Genomic DNA, 16,063 nt, shown 5'->3' with positions numbered 1-16,063 from the left:
CCCTCCGCCTTCTCGCGGAGGGAGAGAGGAGTCAGGGCTGCACGACGTTGATCGTGCCGGGGTTGCTGCGCCCCACGCCGCGCAGGTCGGGACGGTACATGTCCTCGACCAGCGAGGGCGGCACCGTGTAGGTGCCCGGGGTCACCGCGCGCACCAGGTAGAACACCTGCGCCTTGCTGCCCGCCGACAGGCTCAGCGCGGCCACGTAGCGGTCGTCGCGGAACTCCTCGTGCTTGACGTCGGCGGCGTTGGAGCGGTCGCTGATCTCGATGCCGTCCACCAGCACGTCGGCCCACTGCTTGGCGTCGCCCAGGTTGAAGTTCTCGATCTCCAGGCCGGCCGGCAGCAGGTCGGTCAGCAGCGCGTCGGGCATGCTGGTGTCGGAGGTGATGGTGACGCGCACGATCAGCGCCTCGCCCTCCTTCAGCGGCTGCGGCGTCCACGGCTTGCCGTCGGTGCCGTAGAAGCTGCGCTCCACCTTCAGCGTGCTGTCGTCGGCCGCCGGCGGCGTGCGCGGCACGCCGGCGATTTCCAGGCTGGCGTACAGCGGCGGCTGGCCCTGCGGCACGAAATGCACGCCGCGCGCCAGCTCGGCCTCGTCGAACTGGCGGCCGAAGGCCTTGGCCGGGGCGATCGCCTCGCTGCTGTCGCCCACGTTCAACTGCCCGGACACCTGCGCGGTCTGGCTGTTGAGCAAGGCCTTGCCCATGCGCGCCAGCGCCACCTGCTCCTGCGTGCTCAGCCACAGCCAGCCGCCGCGGCGGCGCGCGTCGAGCTCACGGCCCAGCGCCACCACCCGCGCGTCGTACTCGGGCCTGGCCAGGCCGCGCTCGTGCAGCAGCGCGACCATCAGCGCATCGTCGCGGACCACGCTGCCGTAGTCGCCGAAGTAGCGCGGCCGGTCGGCGCTGTCCTTGGCGAAACCGGCGGCGATCGCCGCCTCGCCGCGCTTTTTGTCGCCCTGCAGCGACAGCGCCACGCCCAGGTGCACCAGCGACAGGCCGGTCAGCGCCTTGCCGCGGTCGTTGTCGTACAGCGCGCGCAGCGTCCCCAGCGGCGCGCGGTTGACCCGCGCCAGCACGTAGCCGGACCAGGCCTGGTTGGCGAACTTCAGGTTCTCGCGGCGGTCCTGGCCGTAGAAGTTGTTGCCGCCGGACAGCAGGTCCTCGCTGAGCCGGTTCAATGCCTTCTGCAGTACATTGTCGGGCACCGCGAAGCCGGCGTCCTTGGCGTCGAGCAGGAACTCGGCGATGTACGGGGTCAACCCCGAATTGACGTAGCCGTCGTCGCCCCACATCGAGAAGTGGCCGCTGGAGACCTGCATCGAGGCCAGCCGCCCGAACGCGCCTTCCATGCGCGCGCGGCGCGTGGCCGCATCCAGGCCCTTGACCCCGAGCAGGCGTGCGGTGGCGTCGTCGAGCAGCAGCGCGGCGTAGCCCTTGCTGGTGGTCTGCTCGGCGCAGCCGTAGGGGTACTGCAGCGCGCCCTGCAGGGCGCTGGCGAACGGGATCGGCGGCAAGGCGCTGACCAGCATGCGCGCGCTGACCGAACCGGCCATCAGGCCCTCGGCATCGCTGGCGCCCAGGGTCACCGGCGCCAGTTGGTCGAGCACGCGGGTCTGCGTGCGCAGCACCGACGGCCACGCCGCGCGCACCGGCAGGTCGTAGCGGCGGTCGGCGGCATAGCCATTGCCCTCCACCCGCACCTGCACCTTGGCCACCGTATAGCCTTCCTGCGCCACTAGCGGGAAGCTCAGGGTGGCCTTGCCGTCCTTGCCCAGCTTGGCACTGCGCGCGTTGTCGGCGATCGCCAGCGGGCCCTCGCCGTCGACCCGCACCTTGAACTCGCCCGGCTGGCCGGTGAAGTTCTGCACGTCCAGGGTCACCGTGCTGCGGTCGCCCGGCGCCATCACCCGCGGCATGCTGGCCTCGGCCACGATCGGCGCGCGCACCAGGGTCTCCACGTCGCGGTTGCCGTAGCGTTCGTCCGAGTAGACCAGCGCCGACACGCGCAGGGTGCCGTTGAAGTCCGGCACCGGCAACTGCACGCGGGCGTTGCCCTTGGCGTCGAGCTGCACCGGGCCGGAGAACAGGTCCACGGTCTGCACCCGCGCGGTGGGGCGCTTGGCCTGCGGCAACGCCGCCAGCGCCATGTCGCCGCCGAAGCGCAGCTTGCCGGTGCCGCCCTCGAAGCTCTCGATGACCCGGCCGTAGATGTCGTAGGCGTCCACGCCCAGGCGCCGCTGCGCGAAGAACTGCGCGTTGGCATCGGGCACCGGGAAGCGGGTGATGTTGAGGATGCCCACGTCCACCGCGGAGATGGTCACGTGCGCCTGCTTGCCGGCCAGCTCCGGCACGCTCACCGTCACCGGCAGCGGCTGCTCCGGACGCATCTGCTTGGGCGCGACCAGGCCCACCGCCACGCGCCGGGCCTTGCGGTCCATCGGCACGTGGGCCACGCCGACCGCGCGCGCCGGGGTGATCTTGCTCGGCGCCGAGCCGCCGCGGAACACCAGCGCGGTGACGTAGACGTCGTGGCGCTCCCAGTCCTTGGTCACCGGGATCTCGAAGCGGCTGCCCGGCTTCACGTCGATGTCCTGCACGTACAGCATGCGGTCGCTCTCGACCATCAGCAGGCCGGGGCCGGCGTGCGGCGGGGTCAGGGTGACCTTGAGCATGTCGCCGGCCTTGTAGCCGGTCTTGTCCAGCGCCAGCTTGACCTTGTCCGGGCGCGCGTCGAGGCCGCGGTTGTCGTCGTTCCAGCTCCAGCCGGCATGGAACGGATAGCGCGTGGTCAGGCCGGTGGACGGGTCGAACACGTCCACCCGGTACTCGCCCCACTCCACCGGGAAATCGACCTTGGCCGCGCTGCTGCCGGCATCGACGGTGAGGGTCTGCTTGTTCTCGAAGCGGCGGGTGAAGTCGTAGTCCCAGCGGTTGTCGGTGAACGCCCAGTGGTAGTCGCGCAGCTCGCGCACCAGGGTCACCTTCAGGCCCTTGGCCGGCTGCGGCCTGCCCTGCGCGTCCACCCGCATCAGTTCGAAGCGCGCGTTGGCGTTGGCGTCGGCGCCGTCCTTGTCGTCGAACAGCGGGCGCACGCCGACCAGCGCCGGTGCCGGCCACAGCACGCGCTTGAGCGTGCGGGTGACGGTGCGGCCGCCGGTCTCGTACACGCTGGCCGAGACCAGCGCGGCGATGGTGCTGGTCGGCTTGGCCTCGTCGGGCAGCGCCAGATCCTCGCTGAGCTTGCCGTCGGCACCGAACTCGGTGTCGACCACGTCCTTGGCCTCGCGCGGCAACTGCAGCGTCGGGTCGCCGAAGAAGTAGCCCGGCAGCGCCTCCACCGGATGCTGCTCCACCGCCACCGCCAGCTTGGCGGTGAAGCGGTTGCCCGCCGCCGGCGCGCCGTACAGGTAGGCGGCAGTGGCCTGCAGCTTGAACGGCTCGCCCGGCTTGAGCGTCTTCTGCGCGCTGTCCAGGTCCAGCTTCATGCGCTCGGGCAGGAACTCCTCGATGCGCAGGGTCATGCCCTGCACCGCTTCCTTGCTGGTCGGGTCGGTGCGGAACTCCACCTGCCAGCGCCCGGTCGGCGCATCGGCGGGGATCAGTTGCTCGAAGCTGAAATAGCCCTGCTCGCCCGGCTGCAGCCGGGTCTCGCGGAAGATCTTGCCGTCGGGCTGCTTCAGCCGCAGGAACACCGGTTGCGCGCCCTTGCCGGTGGTCGGCACCGGCTTGCCGTCGTTGTCGCGCAGCAGCGCCGATACGCGCACGGTCTCGCCGGGGCGGTACAGGTCGCGGCCGGACCAGGCGAACACGTCGAACCAGGCGTTCTCGCGCCCGGCCACCGCAAACTCACTCAAGTCCAGCGCCGGCTGGTTGAACGGCAGCATCGACAGGTCAGTGCCGCTGCGCGCCACCAGCACCTGGCCGGCGTCGAGCGTGTAGTTCAGCAGCGCGTTGCCGTTGTCGTCGGTCTGGCCCTTGAGGAACAGCTCGCCGTCGGCGTTGAGCACGCGCAGCTCCACCTTCTTCAGCGGCTCGCCGCTCTGCAGCGAGGCGGTGTGCACGAACAGCTTGTCCTTGTAGGCGCGCGCGTGCAGGCCGATGTCGCTGACGGTGAAGAAGGCGGTGTCGTACTCGTTGTCGAACTTGCCGGGGCGGCGCAGCACCGCGAAGTACAGGCCCGGCGCCTGCAGTTCCTTGATCTCCTGGATCGGCAGGTAGGTCAGCGCGCGCTCGTTCTTGTCGCCGCCGAGCACGAAGCGGTTGGTATAGACGGAGTCGGCCAGTTGCGAGATCGGGGTGTGGTCGCCGTAGTCGCTGTCCAGCTCCCACGTGCCGCGGCGGCCGCCGCGCTGGTACTGGGCGAAGAACGCCGGCAGCGCGCTGTCCTTGACCCGCATGAACTCCACGTCCACTTCCGGCACGTTGAGCGAGACCACCGGCAGGCCGCGGCTCTCGCGCGCCGGCAGCACGCTGCCCTGCGAGGCAAAGCCGACCGCCGGCGTCAACTCGCCGGTGTAGACCTTCTGCTTGAGCGGCTTGCCCAGGCGGCTGCCGTCGGCGGCCAGCAGGTCGGCCGAGATCACCACGGTGTAGTCCTTGGCCGCCTCCACGTAGGGATAGCGCAGGGTCTTGCCGTCGTCGGACAGCGACCAGGCGCTCTCGTCGGTGCCGACCTTCTCCTCGAAGCGCAGCAGCTTGTCGAAATCCTGGGTGCCGACCAGCGGCCGCGAGAACTCCAGCGCCAGCGACAGCCCGTCGCCCTTCTGGTCGGGATAGGCGCGAACCAGGCCGAAGCCCTTCATCGCTTCCTTCTGCCCCTTCACCGGCTCGCCGCTGGCCTCGGGCAACTGCCCGGATTCGTTGCGCTTGCAGCCGCCCAGCGCCAGCGCCAGGCCCAGCAACAGGAACGTCCCCATCAATCCCGCGCGCAGGCCCGCCCAGCGCCGCTTCGAATCCGTGTGCATGCGTTCGCTCCTTGAATGTGGCGCGAGTATAAAGCGCCGGCGCGACGGCTGGAGGGGCGAACGGGCGCCATCCATCGGCATGTGCGCGGCAGGCCGCCGTCGGCGCGGATGTCCCTCCCGCCACGGCACCACCGATCGCCGAGGAGCCTCCGTAGGAGCGGCTTCAGCCGCGACAGGCATTCCCGGGAAAGCCGGTCGCGGCTGAAGCCGCTCCTACCCCCTAAGCGAGTACCCGCGCCCTCGCCTCGAGGTCATGTGGGCGGATGTCGGTCCCGACGCGCCGGCACTGGGTGCGCCGATGGCTCCACGCGTCGGGACTGAAGTCCCTCCCACATGAGGCTTGCGCCATGAGTGTTGTCGGCAGCGCCATCGGATCGGCTCCCCTGTGGGAGGGACTTCAGTCCCGACTGCAGAGCAACGGACCGGCCAATGGTCCCGCTCGCCGCAACGAAACGTCGCGCCCACAGAGGCGATGCGAAGCCGCCCCCTACATCCCCGGATGCCGACGCACTGCCCTCAGCGCAGCAACCGCTGCATGTACAACGCGATCAGCCGCGGCCGATCCAGCGCCAGACACACCTGCGCGTTGGCCGCAGCGCCCGGCGCCTCCGCCACCGGTGCCTCGCGGGTGTAGCCCTTGGCGTCGACCACGATGCGCAGCGGCACGGTGGGGCACAGGCCCGGGTCGAGCAACTGCGCCACCGGCACCACGTCGAACAGGGTCGGGGTGGCACTGGCCCAGGGCTGGTCGGTGTCGCGCCACTGGTAGTAGAGCTGCGCCAGCGCATCGGTCAGCGGCTCGCCATGGGCGAACAGCGCCACCCGCTCCGGCTCCTCCAGGGTCACCTGGGTGGCGTCCAGCGGCAGCATCACGATCGGCGTGCCGGCGCCGAACACGCGCTGCGCGGCGGGAATATCCGCGGCAATGTTGTACTCGGCCGCCGGCGGATTCGGCGGACGGTAGCGCGACTTGCCGTAGCCCGCGCGCACCGAGCCGCCCATCAGCACCACCTGCTTGAGCTGGGCGAAGCCGGCCGGGTCGCGCTGCTGCGCGCGCGCCGCGTCGGTCAGCGGGCCGAGCACCAGCAGGGTGACCTGGCCGGAATGGCGCCGCGCCTGCGCCAGGATGAAAGCGGCCGCATCCGGCGCCGCCGCGGGCAGACGACCTTTCGCCGCCCAGCGCGCCTGGCTGAAGGGGATGGTGCTGTCGGTGCGCTGCCCGATCGCCAGCGGAATCTCGCTGCGGCCGGCCTGCTGCAGCAGCCGCTGCAGCAGTTGCGCGCGCAGGCCGGTGTCGCCCCAGGCCGAGGCGATGCCCAGCACCTGCAGCTCGGGGCTGCGCAACAGCAGCGCCAGCGCGAACGCATCGTCGATGTCGTCGCCGACGTCGGTGGACACCACCACCTTCTGTACCGGTGCGGTCACTGGCGACGATGCCGGGGCCGCCACCACATCGGTCGCCCAGGCCGCCACGATCAACAGCGCCGACGCCGCCCATTGCTTCAGCACGCGCATGCGCGTCTCCCAAAAAAGAACCGCCGGCATGATAGCCGGCGGTCGGTCTTGCAAACGTCGGGACCGCGGATCAGAAGTTGGCGCGGAACTGCGCGCCGACGATGCGCGGGTCGTTGATGAAGCCGGTGAGGTTGTTGAAGTCGATCGCACCGGTGGCGCGGATCTGGTTGGTGCAGTTGCGGCAGAACACCGAGACCTCGTACGCGCCGGCGCCCCAGTTGTAGCCGATCTTGGCACCGCCCTCGAGCAGCGGCTGGCCGACGAACTCGCGCGAGTCGTACAGGAAGAAGTTGATCTCGCTGCGGTAGGACCAGTCGGTGAAGAAGAAGAACTCGGCGTCGTCGCCGACCGGGATGCCGTAGCGCAGGGTCGCGTTGCCCATCCACTTGGCCGCCTGCGGCAGCACGTTGCCGTCGATCAGCGCGCGGCCGGAGGCGTTGATCGGATCGGTCACGGTGCAGGTACGGCACACGCCCACCGACAGGGTCGGGTCTTCGATGCGGGTCCAGTTGTAGGCGCCGCCCAGGGTCATGCGCAGGTTCTGGGTCAGCAGCGCTTCGAAGTCGAACTCGGCGCCGCGCGCCTTGGAGGCCTTGGCGTTGAGCAGGCGCACGTCGTTGGAGGCGCCGCCGACCGCGGTCAGCTGCTGGTTCTTCACCTTGAAGTCGTAGACGTCGAAGCTCAGGCGCGCGCGCTTGTCGAAGAGGTCGGACTTGATGCCGATCTCGTAGGAGTCCACGGTCTCCGGCGCGGCCACGGTCAGCGGCGCGGTCGCCGACGGCACGCCGAAGCTGGCGCCGCGGAAACCGCGGGCGGCGCGCGCATAGACGTTGACGTCGTCGTTGATCGTGTAGGTGGCGCTGAGGTCGCCGGTGACCTTGGAGTTGTCGGTGCTGCCGCTGGAGGGCTGCTGCAGGGTCACGCGGTCCAGGGCGAGGACGTCGAAGGTCTTCTTGTCGTAGGTGTAGCGGATGCCGGCGCGCAGGTTCAGGCGCTCGGTGGCCGCGTAGTTCAGCGAGCCGAACGCCGCCCACGAGGTGTTGCGCTGGCGGGTCAGCTGGTAGCTGGACAGGGTGCCGCCGGCCAGGGTGTTGTAGGTGTAGTTCTCGCCTTCCACCGAATCGTGGAAGTAGTACAGGCCGGCCTGCCAGTTCAGCGGACCGGCGTACTGCGACTCGGCGCGCAGCTCCTGCGAGTACTGGTCCAGGTTCTTGATGCCGCCGGCGGTCTCCACCGGGAACGGGATCACCCCGGGGCCGGACGGCGGCGCGAACACCGCGCCGTAACCGCCATCGATGTCGCCGCGGCTGTAGTACTTGCCGATGCCCTCGTAGCCGGTGATCGAGTGCAGCACGATGTCGCCCAGGTCCCAGGTCAGGTTGGCGCTGCCGCCGTAGGTCTGCAGTTCCTGGGTGTTCTTGCCGTCGATGGACACCTTGTCCGGGTCGAAGCCGGCGACCAGCTGGTTGGTGCCCGGCTGGAAGATGTTGGCGCGGAACAGGCGCGCGGTGCCGTCGAGGTGGCGCGCGTGCGCGTTGAACAGCGCGCTGAAGTCCTCGCCCGGCTGGAACAGCAGCTGCAGGCGCACCGCCGAGTCCATGTAGCCTTCGAAGGAGCGGTTGTCGATGGTGTTGTCGACCCAGTCGCCGCGGCGCTGGCCCAGCGCCGACAGGCGCGCGGCCCACTTGTCGCCCATCGCCACGCTCAGGCCGGTTTCCATGGTCATGGTGCCGTAGGTGCCGTAGGACAGGCTGGCGTAGCCGTCGTTGGCGCCGATGGTCGGCTTGACCGAGTTGAACTTGACCACGCCGGCGGGGGTGTTGCGGCCGAACAGCGTGCCCTGCGGACCGCGCAGCACTTCCAGGCTCTGCAGGTCGAAGATCGGGAAGCCCTTCAGGAACGCGTTCTCGGCGACCACGTCGTCATAGATCAGCGACACCGGCTGGGAGGCGTAGGTGTTGAAGTCGGTGTTGCCGTAGCCGCGGATGTAGAAGCGCGGGAACACGCGGCCGTTGGACGACTCGACGTTGAGGCTGGGCGCCTTGCCGGCCAGCACGCGCACGTCCGAGCCGCTGGTGGCGATGGCGTCCAAATATTCCGGGCGCAGCACGCTGGCCGACACCGGCACGTCCTTGGAGTCCTCGGCGCGGCGCTCGGCGGTGACCTTGATCGTGTCCAGACGGGCGACCCCGTCGGTGCTCTCCGCCTGCTGGGCGGCGGCGGGGAAGGAAAGCGCGGAAACGACGGCAACGGCAAGCGCACTGGCGCGCAGCGACCAACTGGCAGACATGGGAACTCCGGGATGGGTGGGCGTAATCGGGAGCGCGCCGAGTCCTTGCCGCGCCGCAGCATAATTAACACAAAATATACAAGCTGTGGCGGCTGGCGTCACCTGGGGAGGCGGGGATTTGGGATTGGGAAGTCGGGATTGGCGACAGCGGGGCTGGCGGCGACGCGCGCCTAGGACCGAGACGGGCTTCCCTCTTCCTTGTTGCGGCAGCCACCGGTCATCGCGTCGGGACTGAAGTCCCTCCCACAGGGCTTGGCTGCGCATGACGCGTCCGCTGGCGCGATCCTCCCTGTAGGAGCGGCTTCAGCCGCGACGCGCGATGCAATGAGCTCGCGGCCTCCTGCGGCGATCGCCCCGCATTGCGGCAGTCACAGGTCATCGCGTCGGGACTGAAATCCCTCCCACAGGGCTTGCCTGCACATGACGCGTCCGCTGGCGCGATGCCACTGTGGGAGCGGCTTCAGCCGCGACGCGCGATGCAGTGAGCTCGCGGCCTCCTGCGGCGATCGCCCCGCATTGCGGCAGTCACCGGTCATCGGGTCGGGACTGAAGTCCCTCCCACATGGGGCTTGTCTGCACGTGACGCGTCCACCGCGCGATGCCACTGTGGGAGCGGCTTCAGCCGCGACGCGCGATGCAGTGAACTCGCGGCCTCCTGCGGCGATCGCCCCGCATTGCGGCAGTCACCGGTCATCGGGTCGGGACTGAAGTCCCTCCCACAAGGCTTGCCGCGCATGACGCATCCGCTGGCGCGATGCCTACTTGTGGGAGCGGCTTCAGCCGCGACGCGCGCAATGCGACAGGCCACTACGGCCCTTAAAACGCTCGCGGCCGGAGCACCGGCCTCAACCAGCCGGCGTCTCCGGCACCCGCACCCAGCCTTCCATCAGCACGCGCGCGCTGCGGCTCATCAAGGCCTTGGTGACGCTCCACTGGCCGTCCACCTGGCGCGCCTCGGCGCCTACCCGCAAGGTGCCCGAGGGGTGGCCGAAGCGCACCGCGGTGCGCTTGCCACCACCGGCGGCGCGGTTGACCAGGGTGCCGGGAATGGCCGCGGCGGTGCCGATCGCCACCGCCGCGGTGCCCATCATCGCGTGGTGCAGCTTGCCCATCGACATCGCCCGCACCAGCAGGTCGATGTCGGCGGCCGCCACCGGCTTGCCGCTGGAGGCGACGTAGTCGGCCGGCGGCGCGACGAAGGCGACCTTGGGCGTGTGCTGGCGCGTCGCTGCCTCGTCCAGGGTGGCGATCAGGCCCATGCGCAGCGCGCCATAGGCGCGGATCGTCTCGAAGCGCTGCAGCGCCTGCGCATCGCCGTTGATCGCGTCCTGCAGCTCGGTGCCGCGATACCCCAGCGCCTGCGCCTCGAGGAAGATGGTGGGAATGCCGGCGTTGATCAGGGTCGCCTGGAAGCTGCCGACGCCGGGCACCTCCAGCGTGTCGACCAAGTGGCCGGTGGGGAACATGGCGCCGCCGGCGCCGTCCTCGTCGGCGGCCGGGTCGAGGAATTCCAGCGCGATCTCCGCCGCCGGGAAGGTCACCCCGTCCAGTTCGAAATCGCCGGTCTCCTGCACCGCGCCGTCGCTCATCGGCACCTGCGCGACGATGGTCTTGCCGATGTTGGCCTGCCAGATCCGCACCGTGGCGACGCCGTCGCGCGGAATCCGCGCCGGATCCACCAGCCCCGCAGCGATCGCGAACGGCCCCACCGCCGCCGACAGATTGCCGCAGTTGCCGCTCCAGTCCACGAATGCGCGCTCGATCGCGACCTGGCCGAACAAATAGTCCACGTCGTGGTCCGGGCGCGTGCTCGGCGCCACGATCACGGTCTTGCTGGTGCTGGAGGTGGCCCCGCCCATGCCGTCGATCTGCTTGGCGTAGGGATCGGGGCTGCCGATCACCCGCTGCAGCAGCGCGTCGCGCGCCGGGCCCGGCGTCTGCGCCGCCGCGGGCAGATCCTGCAGGCGGAAGAACACGCCCTTGGAGGTGCCGCCGCGCATGTAGGTGGCGGGGATGCGGAGTTGCGGAGCGTGGGCCATGGCGGTTCCGGGTACGTACGAAAATGAAGAGACGGCGGATCAGGGCGAATCGGGAATCTCGGGCTCGACCAGTTGCGTCAGCAGGGCCAGCGACTCCTGCCAGCCGAGATGGCAGAACTCCACCGGGATCTGCGGCGGGATGCCCTCCTGCACGATTTCCAGCGCGGTGCCGCAGGCCACCGGCCGCAGCCGCACGGTCACGATCATCTCGCCGGGCAGGTCCGGATTGTCGAAGCGGTCGGTGTGGCGGATCAACTGCCCGGGCACCAGTTCCAGATAGGTGCCGCCGAAGGCACTGCTGGTGCCGGTGCCGAGGTTGGTGAAGCTCATCCGGTAGCTGCCGCCCACGCGCGCGTCCAGCGCGTGCACGGTGGCGACGAAGCCATGCGGCGGCAGCCATTTGACCAGTGCCGCCGGTTCCAGGAAGGCGCGGTAGACGCGTTCGGCCGGCGCGCGCAGCACCCGATGCAACTGGACGGTCCCGGTGGGGGTGGCGGACGTGGGCATGACGGTCTCCTCGGCGGTGGCGGGCGCGGCCAGCATGGCACGCGCCCGATGACAGCGGCAGCCGGCTCAGGCGCTGCGGGCATCCTCGAGGAAGTCCTGGGCGAAGCGCTGCAACACGCCGCCGGCCTCGTAGATGGACACTTCCTCGTTGCTGTCCAGGCGGCACAGCACCGGCACGTCCACCGCAGCGCCGTCCTTGCGGACGATGCGCAGGGTCAGCGTGGCGCCCGGCGTGCGCGCGCCGACCACGTCGAAGGTCTCGCTGCCGTCGATGCCCAGGGTCGTGCGCGTGGTGCCGGGCAAGAACTGCAGCGGCAGCACGCCCATGCCGATCAGGTTGGTGCGATGGATGCGCTCGAAGCCTTCGGCGACGATCGCTTCGACCCCGGCCAGGCGCACGCCCTTGGCCGCCCAGTCGCGCGAGGAGCCCTGGCCATAGTCGGCGCCGGCGATCACGATCAGCGGCTGCTTGCGCGCCATGTAGGTCTCGATCGCTTCCCACATGCGCAGCACCTGCCCGTCCGGCTCCAGCCGGGTCAGCGAGCCCTGCTTGACCTTGCCGTCGACCACCGCCATTTCGTTGATCAGCTTGGGGTTGGCGAAGGTGGCGCGCTGCGCGGTGAGGTGGTCGCCGCGATGGGTGGCGTAGGAATTGAAGTCTTCCTCCGGCACACCCATGTGCGCCAGGTATTCGCCGGCGGCGCTGTCGGCCAGGATCGCGTTGGACGGCGACAGGTGGTCGGTGGTGATGTTGTCGCCGAGCACCGCCAGCGCGCGCATGCCACGCAGCGTGCGCTCGCCGGCCAGCGCGCCTTCCCAGTACGGCGGGCGGCGGATGTAGGTGCTGCGCGGGCGCCAGTCGTACAGCGGCGCCACCGGCGCGCCCTGCTCCACGCGCACGTTGAACATCGGCGCATAGACGCGGCGGAACTGCTCCGGCTTCACCGCGGCACGCACCGCCGCATCGATCTCGGCGTCACTGGGCCAGATGTCCTTCAGCCGCACCTCGCGGCCGTCGGCGTCGGTGCCCAGCACGTCCTTCTCGATGTCGAAGCGCACCGTGCCGGCGATGGCGTAGGCGATCACCAGCGGCGGCGAGGCCAGGAACGCCTGCTTGGCGTAGGGATGGATGCGCCCGTCGAAGTTGCGGTTGCCCGACAGCACCGCGGTGGCGTACAGGTCGCGCTCCACGATCTCCTGCTGGATGCGCGGATCCAGCGCGCCGCTCATGCCGTTGCAGGTGGTGCAGGCGAAGGCGACGATGCCGAAGCCCAGCGCCTCCAGGTCCGGCAGCAGGCCGGCCTCTTCCAGGTACAGCTGCACCGCCTTGGATCCCGGCGCCAGCGAGGTCTTCACCCACGGTTTGCGGGCCAGGCCGCGTGCGCGCGCATTGCGCGCCAGCAGGCCGGCGGCGATGACGTTGCGCGGGTTGGAGGTGTTCGTGCAGCTGGTGATGGCGGCGATGATCACCGCGCCGTCGGGCATGCGCCCCTGCGCCTGCTCGGCTTGGCCGGCAGCCAGCTTGCTGGCGTCGGCGATGCCGCGCGCGGCCAGTTCGGTGGTCGCCACGCGCTTGTGCGGATTGCTCGGGCCGGCCATGTTGCGCACCACCTGCGACAGGTCGAAGCGCAGCACGCGCTCGTACTGCGCGGTGGCCAGCGCATCGGCCCACAGCCCGGTGGTGCGCGCGTACTGCTCCACCAAGGCCACCTGCGCTTCCTCGCGCCCGGTCAGGCGCAGATAGTCCAGGGTCTGCTGGTCGATGTAGAACATCGCCGCGGTGGCGCCGTATTCCGGGCACATGTTGGAGATGGTGGCGCGGTCGCCGATGGTCAGCGCGGCGGCGCCTTCGCCGAAGAATTCCAGGTACGCGCCGACCACGCGCTCCTGGCGCAGGAACTCGGTCAGCGCCAGCACCACGTCGGTGGCGGTGATGCCGGGCTGCGGCCGGCCGCTCAGTTCCACGCCGACGATGTCCGGCAGACGCATCCACGAGGCGCGGCCGAGCATCACGCTCTCCGCTTCCAGCCCGCCGACACCGATCGCGATCACGCCCAGCGCGTCCACGTGCGGCGTGTGGCTGTCGGTGCCCACGCAGGTATCGGGGAAGGCGACGCCGTCGTGCACGTAGATCACCGGCGACATCTTCTCCAGATTGATCTGGTGCATGATGCCGTTGCCCGGCGGGATCACGTCCACGTTGCGGAACGCGCGCTTGCTCCAGTCGATGAAGTGGAAGCGGTCCTCGTTGCGACGATCCTCGATCGCGCGGTTCTTGGCGAAGGCCTGCGGATCGTCGCCGCCGCACTCCACCGCCAGCGAGTGATCGACGATCAACTGCACCGGCACCACCGGGTTGACCTTGGCCGGGTCGCCGCCCTGCTCGGCGATGGCATCGCGCAGCCCGGCCAGATCCACCAGCGCGGTCTGGCCGAGGATGTCGTGGCACACCACGCGCGCCGGAAACCACGGGAAATCCAGGTCGCGGCGGCGCTCGATCAACTGCAGCAAGGCGTCGTGCAGCAGATCCGGATCGCAGCGGCGCACCAGGTTCTCGGCGAACACCCGCGACACGTAAGGCAGGCCGGCATAGGCGCCCGGGCTGATCGCATCGACCGCGGCGCGCGCATCGACGTAGTCCAGCGAGGTACCCGGAAGGGATTTACGGTAGTGGCTGTTCATGGCTGGCTACAGTAGAAAAAAGCGAAGACAGGACCCTTCTCCCACCGGGAGAAGGTGCCCCGAAGGGGCGGATGAGGGTACGGGCGAAGCCTAGTGCCGTCGGATCCTTCATGAGGGCGGATGAGGGTACGGGCGAAGCTCTTGCGACCGAACACCACGAGGCTGCGCCCGCACCCTCACCCCCGGCCCCTCTCCCGACGGGAGAGGGGAGTGTCACTCGGAGTCGAGCGCGTGTCGGCGGATCACTTGCGCTGATCGATCGGCACGAACGTCTGATCCTCCGGCCCCACGTAGTTCGCGCTGGGGCGGATGATCTTGCCGTCGATGCGCTGCTCGATGATGTGCGCGCTCCAGCCGGCGGTGCGGGCGATCACGAACAGCGGGGTGAACATCGCCGTCGGCACGCCCATCATGTGGTAGCTGACCGCACTGAACCAGTCCAGGTTGGGGAACATCTTCTTGATGTCCCACATCACCGTCTCCAGGCGCTCGGCGATGTCGTACATCTTGCGGCTGCCCTGCGCCTCGGACAGTTCGCGCGCCACGTCCTTGATGACCTGGTTGCGCGGGTCCGACACCGTGTACACCGGGTGGCCGAAACCGATGATCACTTCCTTGCGCTCGACCCGCGCGCGGATGTCGGCCTCGGCCTCGTCCGGGGTGTCGTAGCGCTTCTGCACCTCGAAGGCGACCTCGTTGGCGCCACCGTGCTTGGGTCCGCGCAGCGCGCCGATGCCGCCGGCGATGGCGCTGTACATGTCGCTGCCGGTGCCGGCGATGACCCGGCAGGCGAAGGTGGAGGCGTTGAATTCGTGCTCGGCATACAGGATCAGGCTGGTGTGCATCGCCTGCACCCATTCCTCGTGCGGCTTGAAGCCGTGCAGCAGGCGCAGGAAATGCCCGCCGATCGAATCGTCGTCGGTCTCCACCTCGATGCGCCGGCCGTTGTGGCTGTAGTGGTACCAGTACAGCAGCATCGAACCGAGGCTGGCCATCAGCTTGTCGGCGATGTCGCGCGCGCCGGGATGGTTGTGGTCGTCCTTCTCCGGCTGCACGCAGCCCAGCACCGACACGCCGGTGCGCATCACGTCCATCGGATGCGCCGACGGCGGCAACTGCTCCAGCGCGGCCTTGACCGCGGCCGGGATGCCGCGCAGCGAGCGCAGCTTGGCCTTGTAGCCGCGCAGCTCGCTGTTGCTGGGCAGCTTGCCGTGCACCAGCAGGTAGGCGATCTCCTCGAACTGGCTGCTGCGCGCCAGGTCCAGGATGTCGTAGCCGCGGTAGTGCAGGTCGTTGCCGCTGCGGCCCACCGTGCACAGCGCGGTGTTGCCGGCGGCGGTGCCGGACAGGGCCACCGATTTCTTCGGCTTGAAGGCAGGGGCGGTCTGCGGAGCGGTGTCGTTCATGGCGAATCTCCCGGTGTTGCGGTCGGATAAGTGCAGTGGATCAGGTGGCCTGCGGTTGCGGCGGCGGCGAGACGCCGGCACGCTCGAGCAGTTGCTGCAGCATGAGGATCTGGCGGTTCTGCAGTTCCACCAGCGTCGCCCAGTCCTGCTCGCGCAGCTGGTTGAGCTTCTCGTGCACCTGCAGGATCTCCAGTTCGGCCTTGATGTTCACTTCGTAATCGTTCTGCGCATGCAGGCGGTCCACCGCCGCCTGGCGGTTCTGGCTCATCATGATCACCGGCGCCTGGATCGCCGCCAGGCACGATAGGCACAGGTTGAGCAGGATGTAGGGATACGGATCGAAGGCGTGCGCCAGTACCAGGCTGTTGAGCACGATCCAGCCCAGCAGCACCACGCAGAAGCCGATGATGAAGCTCCAGCTGCCGCCGATCGCGGCGACGCGGTCGGCCACGCGCTCGCCCAGCGAGCGGTCGCGGTCGGCCTGCTTGACGATGTCGCGGGCCACGTGGCGCTTGGCGATGAAGCGCTCCACCACCTCGCGCTCGGCCTCGGACAGTTTGTCCAGTTCGGTCTGCAGCAGGTGCCGCGCGGTCTGGCGGCGATCGATGCGGCTGCGCAGGAACGAGGCCGCGCTGGCTTGGGTATTCATGGGCAG

8 protein-coding genes are annotated in these 16,063 nt (G+C 69.5%); all 8 read right to left on the bottom strand.

Annotated elements, in window-relative coordinates; genetic code table 11:
• Positions 1-31: 31 nt before the first annotated feature.
• A complete protein-coding gene (locus Q7W82_RS08245; RefSeq protein WP_242161448.1) occupies positions 32-4,921 on the bottom strand; it encodes an alpha-2-macroglobulin in 4,890 nt (1,629 codons plus the stop codon).
• A 564-nt stretch (positions 4,922-5,485) separates the two neighbouring features.
• Positions 5,486-6,484, bottom strand: a complete 999-nt coding sequence (locus tag Q7W82_RS08240) for a nucleoside hydrolase (RefSeq protein WP_242161428.1) — start codon at positions 6,482-6,484, stop codon at positions 5,486-5,488.
• 70 nt (positions 6,485-6,554) lie between these two features.
• Positions 6,555-8,774, bottom strand: a complete 2,220-nt coding sequence (locus Q7W82_RS08235) for a TonB-dependent receptor (protein ID WP_242161426.1) — start codon at positions 8,772-8,774, stop codon at positions 6,555-6,557.
• 845 nt (positions 8,775-9,619) lie between these two features.
• Positions 9,620-10,813, bottom strand: a complete 1,194-nt coding sequence (prpF, locus tag Q7W82_RS08230) for a 2-methylaconitate cis-trans isomerase PrpF (protein WP_242161424.1) — start codon at positions 10,811-10,813, stop codon at positions 9,620-9,622.
• Positions 10,814-10,852: 39 nt separating this feature from the next.
• Positions 10,853-11,320: an SRPBCC family protein gene (locus tag Q7W82_RS08225; RefSeq protein ID WP_242161422.1), complete on the bottom strand. Its 468-nt coding sequence runs from the start codon at positions 11,318-11,320 to the stop codon at positions 10,853-10,855.
• A 66-nt stretch (positions 11,321-11,386) separates the two neighbouring features.
• Positions 11,387-14,002: a Fe/S-dependent 2-methylisocitrate dehydratase AcnD gene (gene acnD, locus Q7W82_RS08220; RefSeq protein WP_242161420.1), complete on the bottom strand. Its 2,616-nt coding sequence runs from the start codon at positions 14,000-14,002 to the stop codon at positions 11,387-11,389.
• A 242-nt stretch (positions 14,003-14,244) separates the two neighbouring features.
• Positions 14,245-15,408, bottom strand: coding sequence for a 2-methylcitrate synthase (prpC, locus tag Q7W82_RS08215; RefSeq protein ID WP_242161418.1), 1,164 nt, complete (start codon positions 15,406-15,408; stop codon positions 14,245-14,247).
• 40 nt (positions 15,409-15,448) lie between these two features.
• Complete coding sequence (locus Q7W82_RS08210; protein WP_242161416.1) at positions 15,449-16,057, bottom strand: DUF1003 domain-containing protein; 609 nt, start codon at positions 16,055-16,057, stop codon at positions 15,449-15,451.
• Positions 16,058-16,063: the final 6 nt, after the last annotated feature.

Source organism: Xanthomonas indica (genome assembly GCF_040529045.1).
GTDB classification, from domain to species: Bacteria; Pseudomonadota; Gammaproteobacteria; order Xanthomonadales; family Xanthomonadaceae; genus Xanthomonas_A; species Xanthomonas_A indica.
This window is presented reverse-complemented; position numbering and strand designations above follow the sequence as displayed.